Source organism: Gordonia sp. N1V (assembly GCF_029269935.1).
GTDB lineage: Bacteria > Actinomycetota > Actinomycetes > Mycobacteriales > Mycobacteriaceae > Gordonia > Gordonia polyisoprenivorans.
Map to the genome: position 1 here is coordinate 150134 of NZ_JARJDD010000002.1, position 20044 is coordinate 170177.

Annotated in this window: 20 protein-coding genes; 5 read left to right on the forward strand and 15 right to left on the reverse strand. The window is 69.5% G+C overall.

Going from position 1 to position 20044, the window contains the following annotated elements; all coding sequences use genetic code 11:
• Positions 1 to 35 precede the first annotated feature (35 nt).
• On the forward strand, positions 36 to 647 hold the full coding sequence (locus tag P3L18_RS03180; RefSeq protein WP_006372424.1) for a TetR/AcrR family transcriptional regulator: 612 nt from the start codon (positions 36 to 38) through the stop codon (positions 645 to 647).
• 245 nt (positions 648 to 892) lie between these two features.
• Here the strand turns inward: P3L18_RS03180 and mnhG are convergent, their stop codons facing one another.
• From mnhG to P3L18_RS03210, 6 genes are read right to left on the reverse strand one after another with little or no spacing between them, the layout of a single operon-like run.
• Positions 893 to 1228 carry a monovalent cation/H(+) antiporter subunit G gene (mnhG, locus tag P3L18_RS03185; protein ID WP_006372425.1) on the reverse strand — a complete coding sequence of 112 codons (336 nt, stop codon included), beginning with the start codon at positions 1226 to 1228 and terminating at the stop codon, positions 893 to 895.
• Positions 1225 to 1488, reverse strand: coding sequence for a monovalent cation/H+ antiporter complex subunit F (locus tag P3L18_RS03190; RefSeq protein WP_006372426.1), 264 nt, complete (start codon positions 1486 to 1488; stop codon positions 1225 to 1227). Before P3L18_RS03190 ends, mnhG begins: the two co-directional genes overlap by 4 nt.
• Complete coding sequence (locus tag P3L18_RS03195) at positions 1485 to 2288, reverse strand: Na+/H+ antiporter subunit E (RefSeq protein ID WP_079931226.1); 804 nt, start codon at positions 2286 to 2288, stop codon at positions 1485 to 1487. Before P3L18_RS03195 ends, P3L18_RS03190 begins: the two co-directional genes overlap by 4 nt.
• Positions 2285 to 3892, reverse strand: coding sequence for a Na+/H+ antiporter subunit D (locus P3L18_RS03200; protein WP_079931227.1), 1608 nt, complete (start codon positions 3890 to 3892; stop codon positions 2285 to 2287). Before P3L18_RS03200 ends, P3L18_RS03195 begins: the two co-directional genes overlap by 4 nt.
• Positions 3889 to 4545, reverse strand: a complete 657-nt coding sequence (locus tag P3L18_RS03205) for a Na(+)/H(+) antiporter subunit C (RefSeq protein WP_006372429.1) — start codon at positions 4543 to 4545, stop codon at positions 3889 to 3891. Before P3L18_RS03205 ends, P3L18_RS03200 begins: the two co-directional genes overlap by 4 nt.
• Positions 4542 to 7463, reverse strand: a complete 2922-nt coding sequence (locus tag P3L18_RS03210; RefSeq protein WP_079931228.1) for a Na+/H+ antiporter subunit A — start codon at positions 7461 to 7463, stop codon at positions 4542 to 4544. Before P3L18_RS03210 ends, P3L18_RS03205 begins: the two co-directional genes overlap by 4 nt.
• 147 nt (positions 7464 to 7610) lie before the next feature.
• Here P3L18_RS03210 and P3L18_RS03215 point away from each other — a divergent pair, with 147 nt between their 5' ends.
• Positions 7611 to 8027 carry a hypothetical protein gene (locus tag P3L18_RS03215; RefSeq protein ID WP_253194110.1) on the forward strand — a complete coding sequence of 139 codons (417 nt, stop codon included), beginning with the start codon at positions 7611 to 7613 and terminating at the stop codon, positions 8025 to 8027.
• A gap of 148 nt (positions 8028 to 8175) precedes the next feature.
• The gene (locus P3L18_RS03220; protein WP_079931230.1) at positions 8176 to 8676 is read left to right on the forward strand and encodes a hypothetical protein; all 501 of its coding nucleotides are present in this window, start codon (positions 8176 to 8178) and stop codon (positions 8674 to 8676) included.
• 31 nt (positions 8677 to 8707) lie between these two features.
• Here P3L18_RS03220 and P3L18_RS03225 read toward each other — a convergent pair whose 3' ends face one another.
• Positions 8708 to 9910 carry an FAD-dependent oxidoreductase gene (locus tag P3L18_RS03225; protein ID WP_276113216.1) on the reverse strand — a complete coding sequence of 401 codons (1203 nt, stop codon included), beginning with the start codon at positions 9908 to 9910 and terminating at the stop codon, positions 8708 to 8710.
• A 15-nt stretch (positions 9911 to 9925) separates the two neighbouring features.
• Between P3L18_RS03225 and P3L18_RS03230 the strand changes: the two genes are divergently transcribed.
• The gene (locus P3L18_RS03230) at positions 9926 to 10048 is read left to right on the forward strand and encodes a hypothetical protein (protein WP_276113217.1); all 123 of its coding nucleotides are present in this window, start codon (positions 9926 to 9928) and stop codon (positions 10046 to 10048) included.
• Positions 10049 to 10172: 124 nt separating this feature from the next.
• Here the strand turns inward: P3L18_RS03230 and P3L18_RS03235 are convergent, their stop codons facing one another.
• The 7 genes from P3L18_RS03235 to P3L18_RS03265 form a co-directional block, all read right to left on the reverse strand.
• A complete protein-coding gene (locus P3L18_RS03235; protein WP_276113218.1) occupies positions 10173 to 10442 on the reverse strand; it encodes a 2Fe-2S iron-sulfur cluster-binding protein in 270 nt (89 codons plus the stop codon).
• An 86-nt stretch (positions 10443 to 10528) separates the two neighbouring features.
• Positions 10529 to 10996 carry an FAD-dependent oxidoreductase gene (locus P3L18_RS03240; RefSeq protein WP_276113219.1) on the reverse strand — a complete coding sequence of 156 codons (468 nt, stop codon included), beginning with the start codon at positions 10994 to 10996 and terminating at the stop codon, positions 10529 to 10531.
• Positions 10927 to 11619, reverse strand: a complete 693-nt coding sequence (locus P3L18_RS03245; protein WP_276113220.1) for an FAD-dependent oxidoreductase — start codon at positions 11617 to 11619, stop codon at positions 10927 to 10929. The genes P3L18_RS03240 and P3L18_RS03245 overlap by 70 nt, the downstream gene beginning before the upstream one ends.
• Positions 11616 to 13091, reverse strand: coding sequence for an aldehyde dehydrogenase (NADP(+)) (locus P3L18_RS03250; protein WP_276113221.1), 1476 nt, complete (start codon positions 13089 to 13091; stop codon positions 11616 to 11618). The genes P3L18_RS03245 and P3L18_RS03250 overlap by 4 nt, the downstream gene beginning before the upstream one ends.
• A gap of 105 nt (positions 13092 to 13196) precedes the next feature.
• Complete coding sequence (locus P3L18_RS03255) at positions 13197 to 15446, reverse strand: AAA family ATPase (RefSeq protein WP_276113222.1); 2250 nt, start codon at positions 15444 to 15446, stop codon at positions 13197 to 13199.
• Positions 15443 to 16474: a phosphatidylcholine/phosphatidylserine synthase gene (locus P3L18_RS03260; RefSeq protein ID WP_276113223.1), complete on the reverse strand. Its 1032-nt coding sequence runs from the start codon at positions 16472 to 16474 to the stop codon at positions 15443 to 15445. The genes P3L18_RS03255 and P3L18_RS03260 overlap by 4 nt, the downstream gene beginning before the upstream one ends.
• Positions 16471 to 17208: a phosphatidylserine decarboxylase gene (locus tag P3L18_RS03265; RefSeq protein ID WP_276113414.1), complete on the reverse strand. Its 738-nt coding sequence runs from the start codon at positions 17206 to 17208 to the stop codon at positions 16471 to 16473. Before P3L18_RS03265 ends, P3L18_RS03260 begins: the two co-directional genes overlap by 4 nt.
• A gap of 206 nt (positions 17209 to 17414) precedes the next feature.
• On the opposite strand from P3L18_RS03265, the gene P3L18_RS03270 reads away from it, so the two are divergent.
• Positions 17415 to 18788, forward strand: coding sequence for an HNH endonuclease signature motif containing protein (locus P3L18_RS03270; RefSeq protein WP_276113224.1), 1374 nt, complete (start codon positions 17415 to 17417; stop codon positions 18786 to 18788).
• Here P3L18_RS03270 and glp read toward each other — a convergent pair.
• Entirely contained in the window at positions 18744 to 19985 is a 1242-nt protein-coding gene (gene glp, locus P3L18_RS03275) for a gephyrin-like molybdotransferase Glp (protein WP_276113225.1), read from the reverse strand. The two genes, P3L18_RS03270 and glp, sit on opposite strands and share 45 nt — an antisense overlap.
• Between the last annotated feature and the right edge of the window lie 59 nt (positions 19986 to 20044).

The following is a 20044-nucleotide window of genomic DNA, read 5'->3' on the forward strand; positions in this document are numbered from 1 at the left end:
TACTCCACTGCACACCAGTGTGCAAACATGGTGAGATGGCCCCTGACTCCTCGCGCGCGCGCTCGACAGCCGAGACGCGCGATCGCATCCTCGACGTCGCACTCGAAGTGCTGGGCGCCAACCCCGATGCCGGCATGGGTGAGATCGCCACGGCGGCAGGCGTTGTCCGACGAACGGTCTACGGCCACTTCCCCTCCCGGGTCGAACTCATCCGGACGCTCACCGGACGCGCCGTGACCGAGATGACCGCCGTGCTCGCCGACGTCGACGCCGCTGATGCGGATGCGGCATGGGCGGAATTCGTGTCCCGGCTCTGGCCGGTGGTGAATCGGTACCGAGTGCTGGTGGCGTTGCGTCGTGGCGAATACGGCGAAGCGATCCACGCCCTGCTCGGGCCTATCGACGAGCGGCTCGCCGACCTCGTCCAGCGTGGTCAGGACGCCGGTGTGTTTGCCCGGTACCTGCCTGCGAACCTGCTGAGTCAGGTCGCCTACGGAGCCGTCTTCGCCATCGCCGACGGTGACACGGCCAGGGGTGACACAGCCGGGGATGGCGCCGCAGCCGCCGCGATCACGAGTCTGCTGATGTTGGGTGTTCCCGAAGCCCGTGCGATCGCACTCGTCGACGGGATCGGCGCGGTGACGTGATCCCCCGAGCTGCCAATCCGCTCTGGCTCCGGGCCTCGGCAGTCAGCGAGACAGTAAGTTCGATATCCCTTCGTACACTTGTGTCCCGCCGGTCCGTTGATCCCGACCCCACTGTGCCGCGCCGATCGCCAACGCTCACCTCGCCGAGTGGGTGCCGACGCTTTACACCGATCGCAGGGTGGAGTGGCGGAGCGGGCGGACGGCGCAGATCATCGTCACCCACCCGCGGTGACGTTGCCTCACTGCTAGTCCCGGTCCCCGCGCTCCATCTGGTCCCGCGACATCAGCCCGTCCTGGGCGCGTTGCTCCTGATAGACCAGACGGCCGATACGGTGGGCGACCACCGGTGCGGTGATGAGTGCGAACAGTCCGGCCAGGACCAGCATGCCCATGTCGACGTGTGTGCCGCCGATGCTGACCATTGCACCGATCAGCATCATCAACAGACCCAGGGTCTGGGGTTTGGTCGCCGAATGCATGCGCGAGAGCGTGTCGGGAAAGCGCAGGATGCCGATCGCGGCGGTGACCGCCATGAGCGCTCCGATGGTCAGGAAGACGGCACTGACGATGTCGGCGATCATGCTTGATCATCCCGAACTCGGAAACGGGCGATGGCCACCGACCCGACGAAGCTCACCAGCGACAGTGCCACGATGCCCGGCACCACCGTCGTGTCACCGCTGTAGGCCGTCCACGCCGCCAGCCCGCACATGCACAGGGCGATCAGTGCGTCGAGCGCGACCAGCCGATCGAGGGTGGTGGGCCCCAACAGGATTCGGGCCATCACCAGCACCGCGGAGATGAGTAGCGCGATCGCGATGAAGAACCACATGACGGTCATCGGCTGCTCCCGTCGCCGAGACCCTGGGCGCTCGCGCGGTCGGCGGGTCGCACGTGGTGGTAGTCGTCGTCGATGCCGTGATAGGGGCTCGGATGCCATTCACTGTCGCGCTCGAAGGCCTTGATGAACATCCGCTCCACGAAGGACACCTGCTTGTAGAACTGCCGGACCTTCTTGTCCGAGCGCACATCGAAGACGTGGACGTAGAGCATGCGACGGCGGTGATCGATCTCGAGCACCATCGTCCCGGGGACCAGGTTCAGGTAGTCCACGGCCAACGTCAGCACCATGTCGGATTTGATCGCGACACGCACCCGCATCACCGCGCCGAGGGGGGGTTTGCCCGGTCGGATGGCCACCCACGCCACCTGCGCGCTGGAGACGAAGAAGTCGACGATGAGCCGACCGATCAGTGCGAACACAGTCAACGGGTGGACACGGCCCTCGACGGGCACCCGCGGCAACGGCAGCAACACCCCGATCGCCACGGCCAACACGATGCCGGCGATGATGTTCGCCCAGGACACGGTGCCCCACAACAAGACCCACACGAACGTGAGCCACGCGATCGACCACAGGCGTACCGCGGCCTCGCGGCTGTCGTTGCCCAGCCATCGCGGGATGCGCAGCCGGTTGTGCAGCCACACCCACGCGCTGACCGTCGTCCAGGCGAAGAACAGCACCGAGTAGCGGGCGGTGTTGATCAGCAGTCGCTTGACCGGCCCCTTGCCGACGGGTTTGACCGGGGCGATGCGGTCGGGCCTGTTCTCACGCGGCTGCTTCTCATGTTTCTCACTCATCGGCCACTCCCGAGCACCGATCCGATGTAGACGTCGCGGTTCATGATGTCGGTCGCCGCGCGGTCGGTGAACCCGAAGATCGGGCCCGCCCAGATGGTCAGGGCGATCCCGGCGGCGACCATCAGCGCGGTGGGGACGACCATCGTGATCGGCATGCGGCCGACGTCCTCGCGGTCGTCGAAGGCGATGTCGGCGCTCTCGTCGATCAGTGCCGACGGTGCGCTGTCGGAGAGCTCGCCCTCGGGGGCATCGGCGCGCGGACGCCAGAATCCCTTGGTCCAGATACGGGCCACCACATAGAGGGTGAGCAAGCTGGTCACCACCGAACCGGCCACGAGTGCCCACGCGAGTACCGACCCGTTCTCGGTACCCGCCTGGATGAGTGCGACCTTGCCCAGGAAACCCGAGAACGGTGGAATACCACCGAGATTGAGTGCGGGGATCAAGAAGAGGGCCGCCAGCACCGGGCTGGCGATCAGCCCGCCGAGCCGGCGCAGCGAGGCCGACCCCGCCTGCCGTTCGATGAGTCCGACGACGAGGAACAGCGTCGTCTGCACCAGGATGTGGTGGGCGACGTAGTAGATCGCCGCACTCATCCCGAGTTCGGAGGACAGGGCGATACCGAACACCATGTAGCCGATGTGACTGACGAGCGTGAACGACAGCAATCGCTTGATGTCGGACTGCGCGATCGCACCGAGGATGCCGACGATCATCGTCAGCAGACCGGCGACGAGCAGGATCGGATCCATCGATCCGCCGGGGAACAGCAGGGTGTGGGTGCGCATGATCGCGTACACACCGACCTTGGTGAGCAGGCCGGCGAACACCGCGGTGACCGGCGCCGGGGCGGTGGGATAGGAGTCGGGCAGCCATGTCGAGAGCGGGAACACCGCGGCCTTGATCCCGAAGGCCACGAGCAGCACCGCATACAGCGCGTTGCGGGTGCCGTCGGGGACGTGATCGAGGCGTACCGCCATCTCGGCGAGATTGAGCGTGCCGGTGGTCGCATAGGCGAAGGCGATCCCCACCAGGAAGATCAGCGACGACACCATCGACACCATCACGTACGACGCGCCGGCCCGCACGCGATCGCCGGTGGCGCCGAGGGTGAGCAACACGAAGCTCGCGGCGAGCAGCACCTCGAAGGAGACGAACAGATTGAACAGGTCACCGGCGAGGAACGAATTGCACACGCCGGCACACAGGATCAGATAGGTCGGCAGGAACACCGACACCGGCTGTTCGGACGCACCGTCACGGATACCCTGGCCGATCGCGTAGACGACGACGCACAGCAGTACCAGCGTCGCCACCACCAGCATCAACGCCGCGAGCTGATCGACGACGAGCGTGATCCCGAACGGTCCGTTCGGATGGCCCTTGTCGTCCCAGCCACCGATCGCCAGCGAGTAGGTGCCGTGCGCATTGGTGAGGTAGAGCATCATGCACGACGCGACGAGTGTCACGATCAGCGCCGAGACGGTCACGATCCGCTGGAACAGCGGGTTGCGCCCGCGCAGCAACGTGAGAGCTGCCGCCAGCATCGGCGTCAGCGTCGGCAGGGTGATGAGCACCGGGAACCACGAGACCTGGGGGATCATGAACGTCCCCCGTCCGAGTCATCGCTGCTCGTGCCGTCGGAATTGCCGGTACCGCTTCCGCCCGGCTCCGCATAGGCCTCGCCGGTCTCGATGACGTCGACGACATCGGTGGCGAGTTCGTCGACGACGTCGGCGTCCTCGGGCATCAGGTCGGTTTCGATCCGTTCGCGGTGCAGCGCGATGTACTCCTCCTCGGTGAGTGGGTTGCCCTCGTCGTCGAAGAAGTCACCCGCACTGGTGTCGGCGCCGGTCACCGGGTCGTCGCTGCGGTCGCGGTCCGGGGCCGACTGCAGGGAGCTGGTGGCGACCTTGACGTCCTCGGTGTCGTCGTCGACGTCCTCGTCGCGGTTGAGCACGAACAGCCTGTACACCATGGCGAGGATGAACGCGGCCACACCCATCGTGATGACGATCGCGGTGAGCACCATCGCCTGGGCGAGCGGATCGGCGTCGTGCGGGCGGGCCTCGGAGGAGCGGCCCATGATCGGCGGATTGCCCATCCCGCCGGCCAGTACCAGGATCAGCAGGTTGACGCCGTTGCCCGCGACCAGCAGGCCCAGCAACATCCGCACCAGGCTGCGTTCCATCAGCAGGTAGGCACCGCAGGCGATCATGATCGCGATGACCACGAGCAGGCCGAGATTGACGCTCATCGGCCCGCACCTCCCGGACGCTCGCCGGCGTCCTGGCGGCGCAGCGGTCCGCTCGGGAAGCCGGCACCGCTCTCGACGTCGAGGCGGGCACCGAGACTGCGCAGCACGTCGAGCACCAGGCCGATCACGATCAGATAGATGCCGAGATCGAAGAACAGTGCGGTGACGAACTTGATGTCGCCGAGGACCGGCACGGTGATCTGGAAGACCGCCGACGACAACGCCGGGGCGCCGAGGAACATCGAGGTCACCGCGGTGGACGCCGAGATGAGCAGTCCGGCACCGAGGAAGGTACCCGGTTCCACCGGCAGCGCCTCACCGAGCTCGTAGCGTCCGCCCGCGAGATACCGCAGCACCAGCGCCAGACCCATCGTCAGACCACCGGCGAAGCCGCCGCCGGGCGAATTGTGGCCTGCGTAGAAGAAGTAGACCGAGAGCACCACCATCGTCGGGAAGATGAGGCGGGTTGTCGCCTCGAGCACCATCGACCGGTGGCGCGGGTCGCGGAACTCGCTGCCCAAGAGCCACGTCGTGCGGTCGGGTGGGATCGGATCGTCGTCGTCATCGGTGGTGATGCCGAAGTGTCGGGCGGCGTCGGCCACCCGCGGCGCAGCACCGAAGCGGCGATTGCGGAACACCATCGACGCGACGCCGGTGGCGGCGACGATCAGCACCGACACCTCGCCGAGGGTGTCCCACGCGCGGGTGTCGACGAGGAGCACGTTGACGGCGTTGGCGCCGTGCCCGAACTTGTAGGCGACCTCGGGAATCGAGATGCTGACCGGCTGGGCCGAGCGCGCGGCGGCGGCGAACATGCCGATCACCACGATCGAGACGCCCAGCGCCAGACCGATCGCCGCCCGCAGCGGTTTGAACCCGGTCGCATGCCGCGGCTCGGGTTCGGCAGGCAGCTTGCGCAGCACCAGCACGAAGATCACCAGGGTCAGCGTCTCCACCAGGAATTGGGTGAGCGCGAGGTCGGGGGCACCGTACAGCGCGAACAGCATGCCGCATCCGTAACCGGTCACCCCGACCACCAGGGTCGCGGCCAGCCGGTTGCGCAGGATCACCGTCGCCAGCGCCGCCGCCGCCATGATCACCGCGATGACGGCTTGGGTCATCGAGTCGAAACCGTTGGGCTCCAAGGTGTTCCGATTACCGAGGAACAGCATCACGGTGGGCAGGATGATCATCGTCGACAAGATCACGCCCTGGGTCACCGGCAGCGAGCCGCGCTGGGTGTTGCGGGTCAGCAACAGCGACAGCGTGTCGGCGCCACGCAGGGTGGCGTCGTAGATGCGGTCGGCGTTGATCAGCGGGCGCGAGCCGAACACCACGTCGCGTAGGCGCCGCAACACCAGGAACAGCACCGCACCGCCGAGAACGACGATGACCGAGAACACCACCGGCAGCCCGAAACCGTGCCACAACGCGAGGTGCTCGAGCTCGTGACCGTAGGCGGGCAGCGACTCGGCGTACGGCTCGAACCAGTGGCCGAGCCATCCGCTCCAGAATCCGGCGATGACGCCCAGCGCGGCCAGCAGCAGCGGCGAGAGCAGGAACATCGGCGACGGTGGGTGCATCTTGGCGACGGCCCGGGTCGGCAGCCTACGGACCTTGCGTCCGAACGCGCCCCAGAGGAAGCGGCACGTGTAGGCGAAGGTGATCACCGAGCCGACGAGCAACACGATGTCGACGGTCTCGGCCTGCCACGGTTGCAGCGACCCGGTCTCCCAGACGGTGCCGAACGCCGTCTCCTTGCCGACGAAGCCGAGCGTGAACGGCAACCCCGCCATGCTCGCCCCGGCCACCGCGGCGATCGCCGCCAGGACCGGCAGTCGATGGCCGAGGCGGGCCAGCTTGCGGATGTCACGGGTTCCGGTGGCGTGGTCGATGATGCCGACCACCATGAACAACGACGCCTTGAACAGGGCGTGTGCGACCAGCATCGCCAAGCCGGCCATCGCCACGTTCGCGTCGCCCATACCCATCAGCACCGCCATGAACCCGAGCTGGGAGACGGTGCCGAAGGCCAGCACGAGCTTGAGGTCGAGTTCACGCATCGAGCGCCAGCCGCCGAGGAGCATGGTGAACGAGCCGAGGCCGATGACCATGATCTGCCAGCTCGGCAGCGGCGCGAACGCCGGTGCGAGACGACCGATGAGATAGATGCCGGCCTTGACCATCGCCGCGGCGTGCAGGTAGGCGCTGACCGGGGTGGGGGCGGCCATCGCACCGGGCAGCCAGAAGTGGAACGGCACGATCGCCGACTTGCTCAGCGCGCCGACGAGTAGCAACACCACCGCGACCTCGACGTAGACCCCCGCGGCCGGTGGGTGGGCGAGCAGATCGCTGAGCAGGTAGCTGCCGGTCCGTTCGCCGAGCATGATGATGCCGACGAGCATCGCCAACCCGCCCAGCGTGGTCACCAGCAGTGCCTGCGTCGCCGAGCGCCGCGAGGTCGCACGGATGCGGTAGTAGCCGACGAGCATGAACGACAGAACGGTCGTCAGCTCCCAGAAGATGTAGAGGACCAGCATGTTGTCGCTGGTGACGAGACCGAACATGGCCGCGGCGAAGGCGACCATCTCGCCGCCGAACACCGCGACGCGTGGTCGCGCGTCGTCGAAGTAGTGGGCGCAGTAGCAGATGACCAGGGTGCCGACGCCGAGGATCAGCACCGACAGGATCGCCGCGAGCGAGTCCATCCGCATCACGATGTTCATGTGCAGCGACGGCACCCACTGCAGCGTCTGGACCTCGGGTGCGCGGTCGGAATCCGGCCAATGCGTCAACACCCAGAGCAGCCCGCCGAACGGGGCGAGCGCGACGACGTAGAAGCCCTTGGTGCCGATCCAGCGGATGATCCCGGGTGCCACGAGCGCGCTCAGTGCCAGGGCGATCAGCACAGTGAGCAAGGGGGCGCACTCCGTCTCTGGTCGGTTGGCGGGGTGGTCACGGGGTTGCGGGTCGCGGTCGCGGTGATCGCCGATCGGACGCGATCACGCGCCTGTCCCGGTGTGTCACCGGACGAGACCGGCGTTGTCTATCTTACCGTTGCGGGCATGCCCCGGTTCGACAGAGTCGCGGCGACGGTCCTTGCTGTGGTCGTCGCCACTGTGCTGATGCTGTTCGCGGCAGGGTGCTCCGACGATGCGCCCGCTCAGCGCGAGGGACTGCCGAAGGATTTCCCGTCGTCGCAGGTCCCGCTGATCGACGGGCACGTCATCTCCGGTGACGGCACCACCGATGAGTGGAATGTGGTGGTGCAGGCACCGGCGAATGCGGGCAACCCGATCGACAGGGCCGTCCGGGCGCTCACCGACGCCGGGTACCAGGAGGATGGTCGCGACAGCGTGGGCGGACAAACCGTGGTGCGGCTCTCGGCGTCCAAGGACGGCAAGACCTACTGGGTGACCGTCGGCATCACCTCGCAGGCCGCCGCCGGGGGGACGTCGGTTTTCTATCACGTCTCGACGTAGCCGCACCGCGACGGTTTCACAGTCGACTCACAGCGATCGGGCAGCCCCGACCAAGCGGACGTCGGCACCGTGGAGTCACTTCCATCCGGCCCCCGACAGCGCGTGTCAGACGCGCCCCCGGGCAGACCCGCGAAAGCGAGAGTGACTCATGTCGGCTCCCGACACCACGACCCAGGCCCACGTGCCCGACCCGAACGAGGGCGATGCCCCGACAATTCCGGTGAGCCGGCCCGCTCCGGCTACCGAACCCGCGGCGGCAGCCCAGCCCGCGGCAGCGGGCGGCCCGGGGATCCCGTCGAAGACCAAGAACGCGATCATCGCCGGCGGCATCGGACTCGCGGTGGGATTCGGGCTCCTCGGCTTCGGCGCCGGCTACGTCGTCGGCGACTCCGGGTCGTCGACCACCCAGCAGCAATTCCCCGGTGGTGGCAACGGCCAGTTCCCGGGTGGGGGCACGAATGGTGGTGGAATGAACGGCGGTGGCATGAACGGTCAGATGCCGGGCGGCGGCAACGGTCAGTTCCCCGGCGGCGGCAATGGCCAGATGCCGGGTGGAACCCAGAACGGTCAGACGCCGGGCCAGCAGAACGGTCAGACGCCGGGCGGTCAGACGGCTGCGCCCACCCAGACGCAGTCGCAGACCAGTTGATCCGGCGGGCGGCTCCCGGTCCGTGCGGTGACTATCTCCCGTCGTGACCGGCGAGCTCGCCGAGTCGGATCGGTTGGGCAATGGGCCGATTCTGCGGTGTGGCCGCGGGTAGGCCGGAGGCAACCGTGCGGTCGGCGGCCCGCCGGCCGCAGATCGCGTCGACGTTGGCGCCGCAGAATCGTGCCTGGCACGGGCCGAGGCCGGCGCGGGTGTTCAGGCGGGTGGCGCGCGCGGAGTCCTCGGCACTGTGTGCCCCACGCAGTTGCCCGAGGGTGGTGGCCTCGCACCGGCAGACGACGGTGGTGTCCTCCAGCCACGTCTGCCAGCCGTCACCGATCGGGTGGGCGGTGGCCAACCGTGTCGAGAAATGGTGCGCTGCAACGCGTGCACGCGACGTGCGGGCGGTGATGAGGTCGGCGCGACCGGCGGCGGCATACCCGGCGACCACGCCCTCGGCATGAGCCGCGGCCGCGCCACCGATGCCCGTGACCTCACCGGCCGCATAGACCGCCGGCGCCGACGTCAACTGGTTGTCGTCGACGCCGACGAAGGTTCCACCCGCGACCTCGACGGAGGCGCGGCCGGCCGCGGTGGCCAATTCCAGCGACGGGGTGAAACCGTGTCCGACGCAGATGGTGTCGACCTCGATCTCGCGTTCGGTGCCGGGGATCGGGGTCCAGTCGGCGTCGAGGCGGGCGATGACCGCCCCCTCCACGCGAGAATCGCCGAGTGCGCGGATCACCGCCTGGCCACCGCGAATCGGGATGCGGTGCGCGAGCAGATGGCGGCCGTAGTGCACGAGGTCGCGGGCCTTGCCGGTCTGTGCGAGGAGTCGTTGCGGGTGCGCGCTCCAGCCGCGTGCGATGGTCCCGATGCCGTTGGCCTCCAACACCTCTGTGACCTCGGTGCCCACCGACGACAACGACTCGGCGACCGGTAGCAGGAACGGGCCGGTCCCGGAGATCACGGCGCGGCGTCCGAGTGCCACCCGTTCGGTCCGGGCGAGGGTTTGCGCGGCGCCCGCGGTGTACACCCCGGGCAGGGTCCATCCGGGGAATGGCAGCACGCGGTCGTGGGCTCCGGTGGCGAGGATCAGCGCGTCGGGTTCGAGTATCGAGCGGGTGCGGTCGGGGGCATCGACGCCGCCGGTGAGCAGGTGCAGGCGCGGCGCCCCACGGCCTGGTCGTGCGTCGACATCACGTCGTTCCAGCAGGAACACAACGGTATTCGACATCCACTTGCATGCCGGGTGTCCGAGGACGTGATCGCGGCGCCGCCGGTACGCGTCCCACTCGTGTCCGACGACGTCGGGCCGGGTGGCGCGGTAGGCGGCGGGCAGTTCCCGGTGGTACTGGCCACCGGGGGGCGTTGAGGTCGACCAGGGTGACGGTGGCGCCGGCGTGCAGGGCGGATTCGGCGGCGGCCAAGCCCGCGGGCCCGGCACCGATGACGGCCACGTGGGTCATGAGTTCCCTCTCGTTTGGACGGTGACGACGTCACCGTCGGCGACGCGACGTTCGGCACAGCCGAACATCGCTGTGCCCGTTGACCGTTGCCACGCAGTCGAAGCAGGCGCCGATTCCGCAGAACAGTCCGCGCGGGGTGCCGTCGCCGGCCGTGCGCCACGCGGTGATGCCGTTGCCGAGGAGGACTCCGGCCAGGGTTTGTCCGGTGATGCCGTGCAGGGTGGCGCCGTCGACGGTGACGGTGATCGTCTCGTCGGTGCGCCCGATCGGGTCGTCGGTCGGTAAGAGCCGGCCGCTCATGATGCCGTCTCCATCGCCGCGGTGAGGATTGCCGGACGATCGACACGAAAGTCGTTGTCGGGCAGGGGAGTGGGATGTCCGAGGAGTTAAGCGCGTAGCTGTACGGCGGTACCCAGACACAGTCCGATGCCGGCACCCTCGTGTCCGGTGGCGTGCCACAGTCCGGGGAGTCGAGGGTCGGGTCCGATGACCGGCAGGTGGTCGTCGACGTAGGGACGGAAGCCGCCGTAGCATCGCATGATCTCGACGTCGGCGAGCCCGGGGAACAGTCGGATCGCCTTGCGCGCCATGCCATCGAGGCTGTCGAGCCGGATGCCGGTGTCCAGCGGGGCCCGCCGCCGCGACGAGCCGATGAGGATCGGACCCGCGGCGGTCGACTCGACCACCGCCGAGGTCTGCAGGTCGGCATCGCCGCTGCCGACCGCCCCGACGTAATCGGCGTCGTAGACCTTGTGGAACACCGTCGGCGGTTGCGGGGTGGTGATCAGGACGCACTGCGTCGAGGCTTCACCGCGATCGGTGCGCCGAGTCGGTTCGACACGTCGGCGGCCCACGGGACGGCACAGTTGATCACCACATCCGCGTCGATGCGGCCGGTGATGGTGTCGATACCGACGATGCGGCCGTGTGCGACGACGGGCGCGAGCACTTCGGTGCCGACGCGGACGCGGGCACCGAATCCCTTGGCGCTGAACAACAGTGCATGGGCGGCGCCGACCGGCTGCACCTGGGCGTCCTCGGGATAGAGGTAGGCGGACGCGAGATCGCGGGTGAGATGGGGTTCGGCCTCGTGCGCCTCGGCGTGCGACAGCGCGGTGGCGGCGACGCCGGCCAGTCGCTGACGCGCGGCGAAGTCGGTCAGCGACTGCGCTCCGGCATCGGTCGTCGCCACGACGATGCCACCCTTCGGCTCGAACTCGATCAGCCGTCCCATCTGTGTGCCGCACTGCTCGTCGATCTCGTCGATGGTCGACGGCCACAGCGTCCGGGACAGTTGTGCCAGTGCGAGTTCGGGGCCCGGGCCCTTGTCGGACACGAGAACGTTACCCTCGCCGTGCGCGGTCGTTCCGGCGCCGGGCGCGCCGCGATCGATGACCTCCACATCGAGCCCGTGGCGCGCCAGCTCCCGGGTCAGAGCGCATCCGATGATGCCCGCACCGACGATGACAGCCTTCATCTGAAGGACTCCGGGTCGGCTCCCGCACCGGGACGCAACTCCTGGGGGAGCAGTCCGGCGGGGAAATTCTGGTAGGTGACCGGCCGCAGGAATCGCGCAATCGCGTTGGCGCCCACCGAGGTGGTGTGGATGGCGGTGCTCGCCGGGTACGGGCCGCCGTGATGCTGTGCGTCGGTGACGGACACACCCGTCGGCCACTGATTCCACAGCAGTCGGCCGGCCGTGCGAGCGAGAATGCCGGTCAGTGACTGCATGTCGTCGCCGACGTCGGAGTCCTCGCCCTGCACCGTCGCGGTGAGCTGGCCGGGCAGTGCGTCGGCAAGCGCCGTGAGTTCGGCGGCATCGGCGTAGGTCACGATGACCGACGACGGCCCGAAACACTCCTGCAGCAACGTCTCCGGGTCGTCGAGGACGCGTGCGGCGGTGGTGCGGTGCAGTTGCACGGCGGCGGTGAGAGCATCGTCGCCGTCGACGATGTGCAGGGTGCTCACGCCGTCGAGGGCGGTGACCTCGGTCACCGCACGATCGAAGCCCGCGCGCATCGACGCGGTGAGCATCGGTGCCGGGTCGGGCAGAGTGGCCCGCTCGAGGGCGGCAAGCGTCGCCGAGCCGTCGGGGACGATGAGAAGCCCTGGGCTGGTGCAGAACTGACCCATGCCGAGGGTGAACGACGCCACGTACTGTTCGGCGATCTCGGCGCCGCGTGCGCGGTCGGCGGCGGCGGTGACGAACACCGGGTTCACACTGCCCAGCTCGCCGAAGAACGGGATCGGGTCCGGACGCGACGACGCGATGTCGAACAGGGCGCGCCCACCGCGGGTGGAGCCGGTGAAGGTTGCCGCCCGTACCCGCGGATCGGTCAGTGCGGTGATTCCGGCGTCGACCCCGGAGATCGTGCCGAACACGCCGTCGGGGGCGCCGGCGTCGTGCAGGGCGGTCGTCATGAGGTCGCCGATGCGTACCGAGAGCCGCGGATGGCCGGGATGGATCTTGACCACCACCGGGCAGCCGGCAGCCAGCGCCGAGGCCGTGTCTCCGCCCGGGACGCTGAATGCGAACGGGAAGTTGCCCGCCGCGAAGTTGAGGACGACACCGAGCGGCAGGTGCGTGCGGCGCAGATCGGGCCGCGGGGCGCCCATCGGCCAGTCGGGGTCGGCGTGATCGACGATCGGGTCGAGGTGCCGGCCGGCGGCGACGTACTCGCCGAGATAGCGCAGTTGGAAGGTGGTGCGGACGAGTTCGCCGCGCAGGCGTCCGAGGGGTAGGTGGGACTCCTCGGCGGCCAGGTCGATCAGTTCCTCGCCGTGCGCGTCGAGGACGTCGGCAACGTGCGTCAGGGCGCGGGCGCGGTCGGCCGCGCCGGTGGCGGCCCAGGCGGTGGCGGCGCCGTGGGCGGCCGCCACCGCCGCCTCGACCTGATCCGGGGTGGAATCGGCGATGTCGGTGCTGGTCGGGGTCAGTGCGCGGTTCATCTGGAGTCCTTCCGAGGCAGGTTGGGGCGGGGCCGGGGTCAGCGGTAGCCCTTGCCGAGTACTGCTTCAGTGTCCCCGATGATCGGCCGCAGCCGGGAGGGAAATCTATTCCGACCGTCGCTGGGCGTAGGCGCGGAGATTCTCCACCTGCGCGGCGTCCAGCGACGGGCGGACCCGGGTGCGGGCGTCGGCGACGTCGTCGGCGGTGACCGTGGCGGCCTCGATGTTGCGGCGCATCGCCGAGAGTGCGGCCTCCCGCAGCAGAGCCGAGCAGTCGGCGGCCGAGTAGCCATCGAGATCTGTTGCCAGCGCCTCGATGTCGACGTCGTCGGCGAGCGGGACGTTGCGTCCCGAGGTGCGCAGGATGTCGGCGCGTGCCTGCGCATCCGGTGGTGGGACGAAGACCAGTCGCTCGAGTCGGCCCGGCCGGAGCAACGCCGGATCGATCAGATCCGGACGATTGGTGGCACCGAGGACGACGACGTCGGCCAGCGGTTCGACGCCGTCGAGTTCGGTGAGCAGCGCGGCGACCACGCGATCGGAGACCCCGGAATCCGACGACTGACCGCGCCGGGGCGCCAATGCGTCCACCTCGTCGAGGAAGATCAGGGAGGGCGCGGATTCCCGTGCGCGGTCGAACAAGTCACGAACCGCGCGCTCGGAGGCGCCGACCCATTTGTCCATCAGTTCGGCGCCCTTGACGGTGTGTACCGAGAGCCGGCCCGACGCGGCCAGCGCCCGTACCACGAAGGTCTTGCCGCAGCCGGGCGGTCCGTAGAGCAGCACCCCGCGCGGCGGATCGACACCGAGTCGGGTGAACGTGTCGGGATGTTCGAGCGGCCACAGTACAGCCTCGGTGAGCGCCTGCCGGGTCTCGACCATGTCGCCGACGTCATCGAGCGTGATCGATCCCAACGAGACCTCCGGCGACGTCGCACGCGACACCGGTCGGATCACCCCGACGGCGCCACGCAGGTCCTCGGCGGTCAGTGCCGGTGCGGCCGTCGATCCGGCCGCGGTCACCCGGGCCGCCGCCCGCAGGGCCGCCTCCCGGGTCAGCGCCGCGAGATCACCGGCGACGAAACCAGGTGTCCGTGAAGCGATCTCGGAGAGTTGCAGATCTCCCTCGGTGGGCACCCCGGTGAGGATGGCCGCGAGCAACCGGCCGCGCAATGCCGCGTCGGGCAGCCCGATCGAGAGCTCCCGGTCGCACAGTTGGGGATCGCGCAATCGGGTGTCGACCGCTGCCGGTTGTGTCGTGGTGGCGATCAGTGCGATCGTGCCAGGCTGATCATCCTTGCCGGCCAACGCTTCTCGTAGGGCATCGAGGAGGAGTGTGGAGACCGGTTCGGCCTCGGTGGGCAGCAGGGCGTCGACGTCGGTGATCAGCAGGACCCCGCCGCCGGGACGCAGTGAGGACACGGCGTCGGTGACGGTGCGTAGTCGCGAATTCGCCTCGGTCGCACCGACGGTCGGGCCGTCGATCACGGCCAGCGGCCGCCCCGCCGCCACCGCGCGTACCAGCGTCGCCTTGCCCACCCCGGCCGGGCCGGTCAGCAACACTCCCAGGCGCGGGACCGCACCCAGGGTGCGCAGCACCTCGGGCTGATCGAGGGTGATCCGCAGCCACTCGGTCAGTTTCGCCACCTGATCGTCGACGCCGACGAGCTCGGCCACCGGCCGCACCGTGCCCCCGCCGACAGCGCCCGTCACCCCGCCGACAGCGCTTGTCATCCCGCCGACAGCGCTCGTCACCGCGCCGACGGCGCCCGCCACCCCGCCGACGGCGCCCGGCGCGGTGGTGTCCGTCCACACCACCGCGGTGTTCGGCTGCACGCTGACCGGCGCGCCGGGGTCGGTGGCGGTCACCGTGAGAAGCTGTGTGGTCCAGGTGATCCCGACGGAGCGGGCCAGGGCGCGCACTGCCTCGCTGGCGGTCAGTTCGGGTCCGAGGTCGCGGGGGAGCAGGGAGACGGTGTCGCCCACCGACAGCACCTTGCCGAGCAGTGCGCGTCGCAGGGTTTGCGCGTCGACGCCCTGGCTGGCCAACGCCGACCCGGTCACCGTCACCCGGGTGGCGGCCTGCACCTGCACCGGCCCGACGACCACCTGGGCGTTCTCGCGGACGCCGGTGTTGGAGAAGGAGATGTCGTCGAGCAGGATCGTGCCGGTCGACGAGTCCGCGGGGGCAGCGGCGACGACGGCGGCGCTCACGCGCGCACCGGTGATGCGTACCGCATCCCATTCGCGGAGTCCGAGTGCGGTGAGCGCCTCGGGGTGGACGCGCACGATGCCGCGGCGGGCGTCGCCGGCCGACGGGTTCAGGCGTGCGGTCAGTGTGAGTTGGGCGCTCACGCGGTGGGGCTCTCGGCGTCGTCGGGATGGGGCGTGCCGTCCCGACGGGGTGTGATCGTCCCGGTGCCGGCGGGCCGGTGCAGGCCGAGGCGAGCCTGTGACTTCTTCATCGTCTGCCGACGCCGCGGAATGGCGCGCCGTCCGGGCGTCTCGCGCGCCATGGCCCGCCGCTCCGCGCGACGTTCCCGTGGTGGCGCGTCCCAGTGTTCGGGACGCGAGGCCACCCAGCGACGGGAGCGCCAGGCGAACGGTATGTGCACGGCGTAGCCGGCAATGCCGATGATCATCAGCACGTACGGGAAGGTCACCAACAGCGCCGCGCCGATGGCGACCAGGATCAGCAGGACCGGCAGAGCGCGCGGCGACACCTTCGCCGCCTTCAACGACGCCGTCGGTACCCGGCTGGCCGCGAGAAACGCGACGATGAGCAGCCACGTGCACACCACCGGCAGCGACGTCCACCAGCCTGACCCGAACTGCTGCAACAGCCCGACGGGCAGCAGCGCGATGATCGCGGCGGCCGGTGCGGGTACGCCGACGAAGAAGTCGCGGGTGTATGCGGGTGCGTCGTCGTCATCGAGGAGGGTGTTGAAGCGGGCCAGGCGCAGCACGATCGCGCAGGTGTACACCAGGCCGATCAGCCAGCCGATGTCGGCGTGCTCCATCAGGGTCAGATACACCAGGAATGCCGGTACCACACCGAAATTGATGGCGTCGGCGAGTGAGTCGATCTCCGCGCCGATCTTGGTGGTGGCACCCATCAGGCGCGCCACCCGCCCGTCGATGCCGTCGAGCAGCGCGGCCGCGACGAGCAGGGCCAGTGCCGCATTGATGTTGTCGTTGGACGCGAACCGGATCGCCGTCATGCCCGCGCAGATCGCGAGGATCGTCAGCGCCGACGGCACGAACATCCGGCCCGCCGACGCCTGACGGCGCAGCCGCGACTGCTCGGCCGGGGTGCGCACGCGTCCGGCCACACGAGCCGGCGTGCGGTGCGGGGTTCCCGGCCGGTCCGCGCGCGGACTCATCGGCCTGCCGCTGGATCGGAGCCCGGACCGAGGACGGCGATCGTCGTCTCGGCGCCGATCGTTCGTTGCCCGAGCCGGACCTGCGGTGTGGTCCCGGGCGGCAGGTAGACGTCCACCCGCGAGCCGAAGCGGATGAGTCCGTAGGTGTCACCGACCGACAGTGCGTCGCCGACCGTCGGATTGCACACGATTCGACGGGCGAGCAGCCCGGCGATCTGCACGACCGCGATGTCGGCGCCCGTCGCGGTGCGGATCGTCATGGTGGTGCGCTCGTTGACCTCGCTCGCGTCGGGGAGATCGGCCGAGACGAATCGACCGGGCGTGTGGGTCACCGAGGTCACCGTGCCGGCGATCGGCACGCGCTGCACGTGCACGTCGAACAGCGAGAGGAACACCGACACCCGCGGTCGCGGCGCGTCGCCGAGCCCGGACTCGGCGGGCGGCACGGCCTCGTCGAGAAGACTCACGGTCCCGTCGGCCGGGGCGGCCACCGCGAACGGATCGGTGGGCGCGACGCGGGAGGGATGCCGGAAGAAGGCCGCGCAGGCCCCGGCGGTCAGGGCGGCCGGTGTCCGGATCCACCGGTGACGCCGACCGAGCACCGCGACGGCCGAGGCCGCGGCGACAAAGGGGAGGCCCGCCGGGTGGACCGGGGGTACGGTCTCGCGGGCCAGGGTGACCAGATGTGCCGGGGACAGTCCGTCTGGTGCGTCCTCACGCGGGCGCCTCGCCACAGTCATCCTCTCCGACGTCGTCAACGCGACCGCTCGCCGCGCCCGTTCAGCTTAGAGCCCCGGGTGCCGGTGGCTCCACGTGCTGGGAGGCGGTGTGCATCGATGGCGGTGGTGCACAGCCGGTGAGATCGGTGGCACAAATCACCGAACGCATATACAATAGATCAAGAGTTCGACGTACGCGCTACGGACACCGGGGGGTGGCAATGCTCGAGACGACCGACGATCTTCGCGAGTTCGCCTGCGCGCTCGTCGAGATGACGGCGGCGGCCACACAGGCCGATGCGGTGGAGCGGATCACCTTCCTGGAAGAACTGAAGTCCGCCGCCGCGGCCGCCCAGGTGCGCGAGACCGCCCGACTCGACGAACTGCGCGCCGCCGATGAAACCGAACGCAATGTGCCCCAAGGTAAGAGGGGTAAGGGGTTGTCGGCCGAGGTCGGTCTGGCGCGCAAGGCGTCGGCGCAGCGAGGTGGCCAATTCCTCGGGTTCGCGCGGGCCCTGGCCACCGAGATGCCGCACACCTTGGGCGCTCTCGAGGACGGCGATCTGACCGAGTGGCGCGCGACCATCCTGGTCCGCGAAACCGCCTATCTGACACGAGAATCCCGCGAGGAGATCGATCGTGTCGTCGCCGGGGACCGTCAGGCTCTGCTGAGCATGGGGGACAGGGCGTTGACCGCGCGGGCCAGGGAGTTGGCCTACGAGCTCGAACCCCGCGCCGTCGTCGACCGCAAGGCGAAGGCCGAGCGTGATCGTCGGGTTTCGGTGCGCCCCGCGCCGGATCTGATGGCGCAGGTGTCGGCGCTGGTGCCGATGGCACAGGGGGTCGCGGTGTTCGCCGCGCTCAAACGCCACGCCGATGCAATTGTCGGGTCCGACGGACGCACGCGGGACCAGATCATGGCCGACACCCTGGTCGAGCGGGTCACCGGTCAGGCGAGCGCCACCGCAGTGCCGGTCGCGGTGAACCTGGTGCTCTCGGCCGAAACGATGCTCGGCGGGGATGCGTCGGCGGAGATCCCCGGATTCGGGCCGATCCCTGCCGAGATGGCGCGGCAGCTCATTGCCGACGGTGTCGGCCCCGACGGCGAGACCGCCTCGACGATCCGGCGACTGTACGTGCGGCCTGCGGAAGGCACGCTGGTGGCTGCCGACGCGCGGTCGCGGTGCTTCCCGTCGAGCCTCGCGCACTTCGTCCGCATGCGCGACCGGCGCTGTCGGGTTCCGTTCTGCGATGCGCCGATCGCCGAGATCGATCACGCCCAGCCGCACCGGCACGGTGGTCCCACCTCGCTCGCCAACGCCGACGGCACCTGCGTGGCGCACAACCGCGCCAAGGAGGCCGACGGCTGGACCTACACACCCATCGACACCGAATACGGGCACATCCTCGACGTCACGACGCCGACCGGCGCCTGGCATCGGAGCCGGGCGCCGCATCTGGTTGGCCGGCAGCCCCGCGCGTCGATGACGTCGACGTGGCGAAAACCCAAACATCCCAATCGGATACGCCCTGCGCGTCGGCCGCGCCGGTCACGTCAGCCGAACCACGTCCACCAGGTCGCCGGCCGCCAGTGACACGGTCTCGGCGGGGATGTCGACCAGCGCGTCGGCGTGGGCGAGGTTGCTCAGATGATGTGATGCCGGCGGCCCGACGGTCGTGACGGCCGGTCCGTCGGGGTGACGGACGAAGACCGCACGCTGGAACTGACGTTTGCCCGCCGGTGAGGTCAAGGCGGTGGTCAGTTGTGCGCGCAGCCGTTGTCGGCGCAGATGCAGGCCCATCGCGGCACGCAGCGGGTCCCGGATGAACACCTCGAAGGACACCAGCGAACTCACCGGATTGCCGGGCAGGGTCACGATCGGCACGGACCGTCCGGCCGGACCGCGATAGTGCCCGCAGCCCTGGGGCATCCCCGGCTGCATTGCGACCTTCACGAACTCCACCCCGCCGGTCATGCCCAGCGCTTCCTTGACCACCTCGAAGGCGCCGGCACTGACCCCGCCGGAGGTGAGGATGAGGTCGGCGTCGGCGGCGATCTCGTCGAGGCGATGCAAGAACTGGGTCGTGTCGTCGGGGACGAAATGCACGTGCCTGGCCTCGGCGCCGGCCTCGATGGCCGCCGCGGTCAGCATGGCGCCGTTGGATTCGTAGATCTGTCCGTGCCGCAACGGAATTCCCGGCGCCACCAGCTCGGAGCCGGTGGACAACACGGCCACCCGCATCGGCCGGAACACGCTCACCGTCGAGAACCCGAGCCCACACAGCAGCCCGATTTGCGCGGCACCGATACGGGTACCGGCCGGCAGCGCGGGCTGCCCGGCGACGATGTCGGAGCCCGCCGGGCGAATGTGCTTACCGGTCGGCACCGCGGTGGTGATGCCCACCTGCGTGCCCTCGACGGGTTCGGCGCCGCTGAACACGGCGGTGGTCAGTTCCACCGGCACCACCGCGTCGGCACCGGCCGGCATCGGTGCGCCGGTCATGATGCGGTGCGCAGTTCCCGGTGCCAGCGGCGGTGGGTCGACGCGGCCGGCCGGGATGTCGGCGTCGACGCGAAGGTGCACCGGCTGCGCCGGCGTGGCCGCGGCGACGTCAGCCGCGCGGACCGCGAAGCCGTCCATCGCGGAGTTGTCGAAGCCGGGTAACGAGATCGGGGCGACGACGTCGGCGGCGAGCACCCGGCCCAGTGCGGCAGTGACGGGCATGGTGACCGGCTCGGGCGGGCCGAACAGACTGGCGACGACCTGCTGGTGTTCGGTGACCGTACGCATGGCCCCAGCATGCCATCGCCCCCACGGCGCGCACGCACCGCCGACGCGCAGGTTCTCCC

Bases quoted from the DNA above. Each gene is read 5' to 3' on its own strand.
- P3L18_RS03180 (WP_006372424.1), top strand. From the start codon at position 36: ATGGCCCCTGACTCCTCGCGCGCGCGCTCGACAGCCGAGACGCGCGAT.
- mnhG (WP_006372425.1), bottom strand. From the start codon at position 1,228: ATGATCGCCGACATCGTCAGTGCCGTCTTCCTGACCATCGGAGCGCTC.
- P3L18_RS03190 (WP_006372426.1), bottom strand. From the start codon at position 1,488: ATGACCGTCATGTGGTTCTTCATCGCGATCGCGCTACTCATCTCCGCG.
- P3L18_RS03195 (WP_079931226.1), bottom strand. From the start codon at position 2,288: ATGAGTGAGAAACATGAGAAGCAGCCGCGTGAGAACAGGCCCGACCGC.
- P3L18_RS03200 (WP_079931227.1), bottom strand. From the start codon at position 3,892: ATGATCCCCCAGGTCTCGTGGTTCCCGGTGCTCATCACCCTGCCGACG.
- P3L18_RS03205 (WP_006372429.1), bottom strand. From the start codon at position 4,545: ATGAGCGTCAATCTCGGCCTGCTCGTGGTCATCGCGATCATGATCGCC.
- P3L18_RS03215 (WP_253194110.1), top strand. From the start codon at position 7,611: ATGCCCCGGTTCGACAGAGTCGCGGCGACGGTCCTTGCTGTGGTCGTC.
- P3L18_RS03220 (WP_079931230.1), top strand. From the start codon at position 8,176: ATGTCGGCTCCCGACACCACGACCCAGGCCCACGTGCCCGACCCGAAC.
- P3L18_RS03225 (WP_276113216.1), bottom strand. From the start codon at position 9,910: ATGTCGAATACCGTTGTGTTCCTGCTGGAACGACGTGATGTCGACGCA.
- P3L18_RS03235 (WP_276113218.1), bottom strand. From the start codon at position 10,442: ATGAGCGGCCGGCTCTTACCGACCGACGACCCGATCGGGCGCACCGAC.
- P3L18_RS03245 (WP_276113220.1), bottom strand. From the start codon at position 11,619: ATGAAGGCTGTCATCGTCGGTGCGGGCATCATCGGATGCGCTCTGACC.
- P3L18_RS03250 (WP_276113221.1), bottom strand. From the start codon at position 13,091: ATGAACCGCGCACTGACCCCGACCAGCACCGACATCGCCGATTCCACC.
- P3L18_RS03260 (WP_276113223.1), bottom strand. From the start codon at position 16,474: ATGAGTCCGCGCGCGGACCGGCCGGGAACCCCGCACCGCACGCCGGCT.
- P3L18_RS03270 (WP_276113224.1), top strand. From the start codon at position 17,415: ATGCTCGAGACGACCGACGATCTTCGCGAGTTCGCCTGCGCGCTCGTC.
- glp (WP_276113225.1), bottom strand. From the start codon at position 19,985: ATGCGTACGGTCACCGAACACCAGCAGGTCGTCGCCAGTCTGTTCGGC.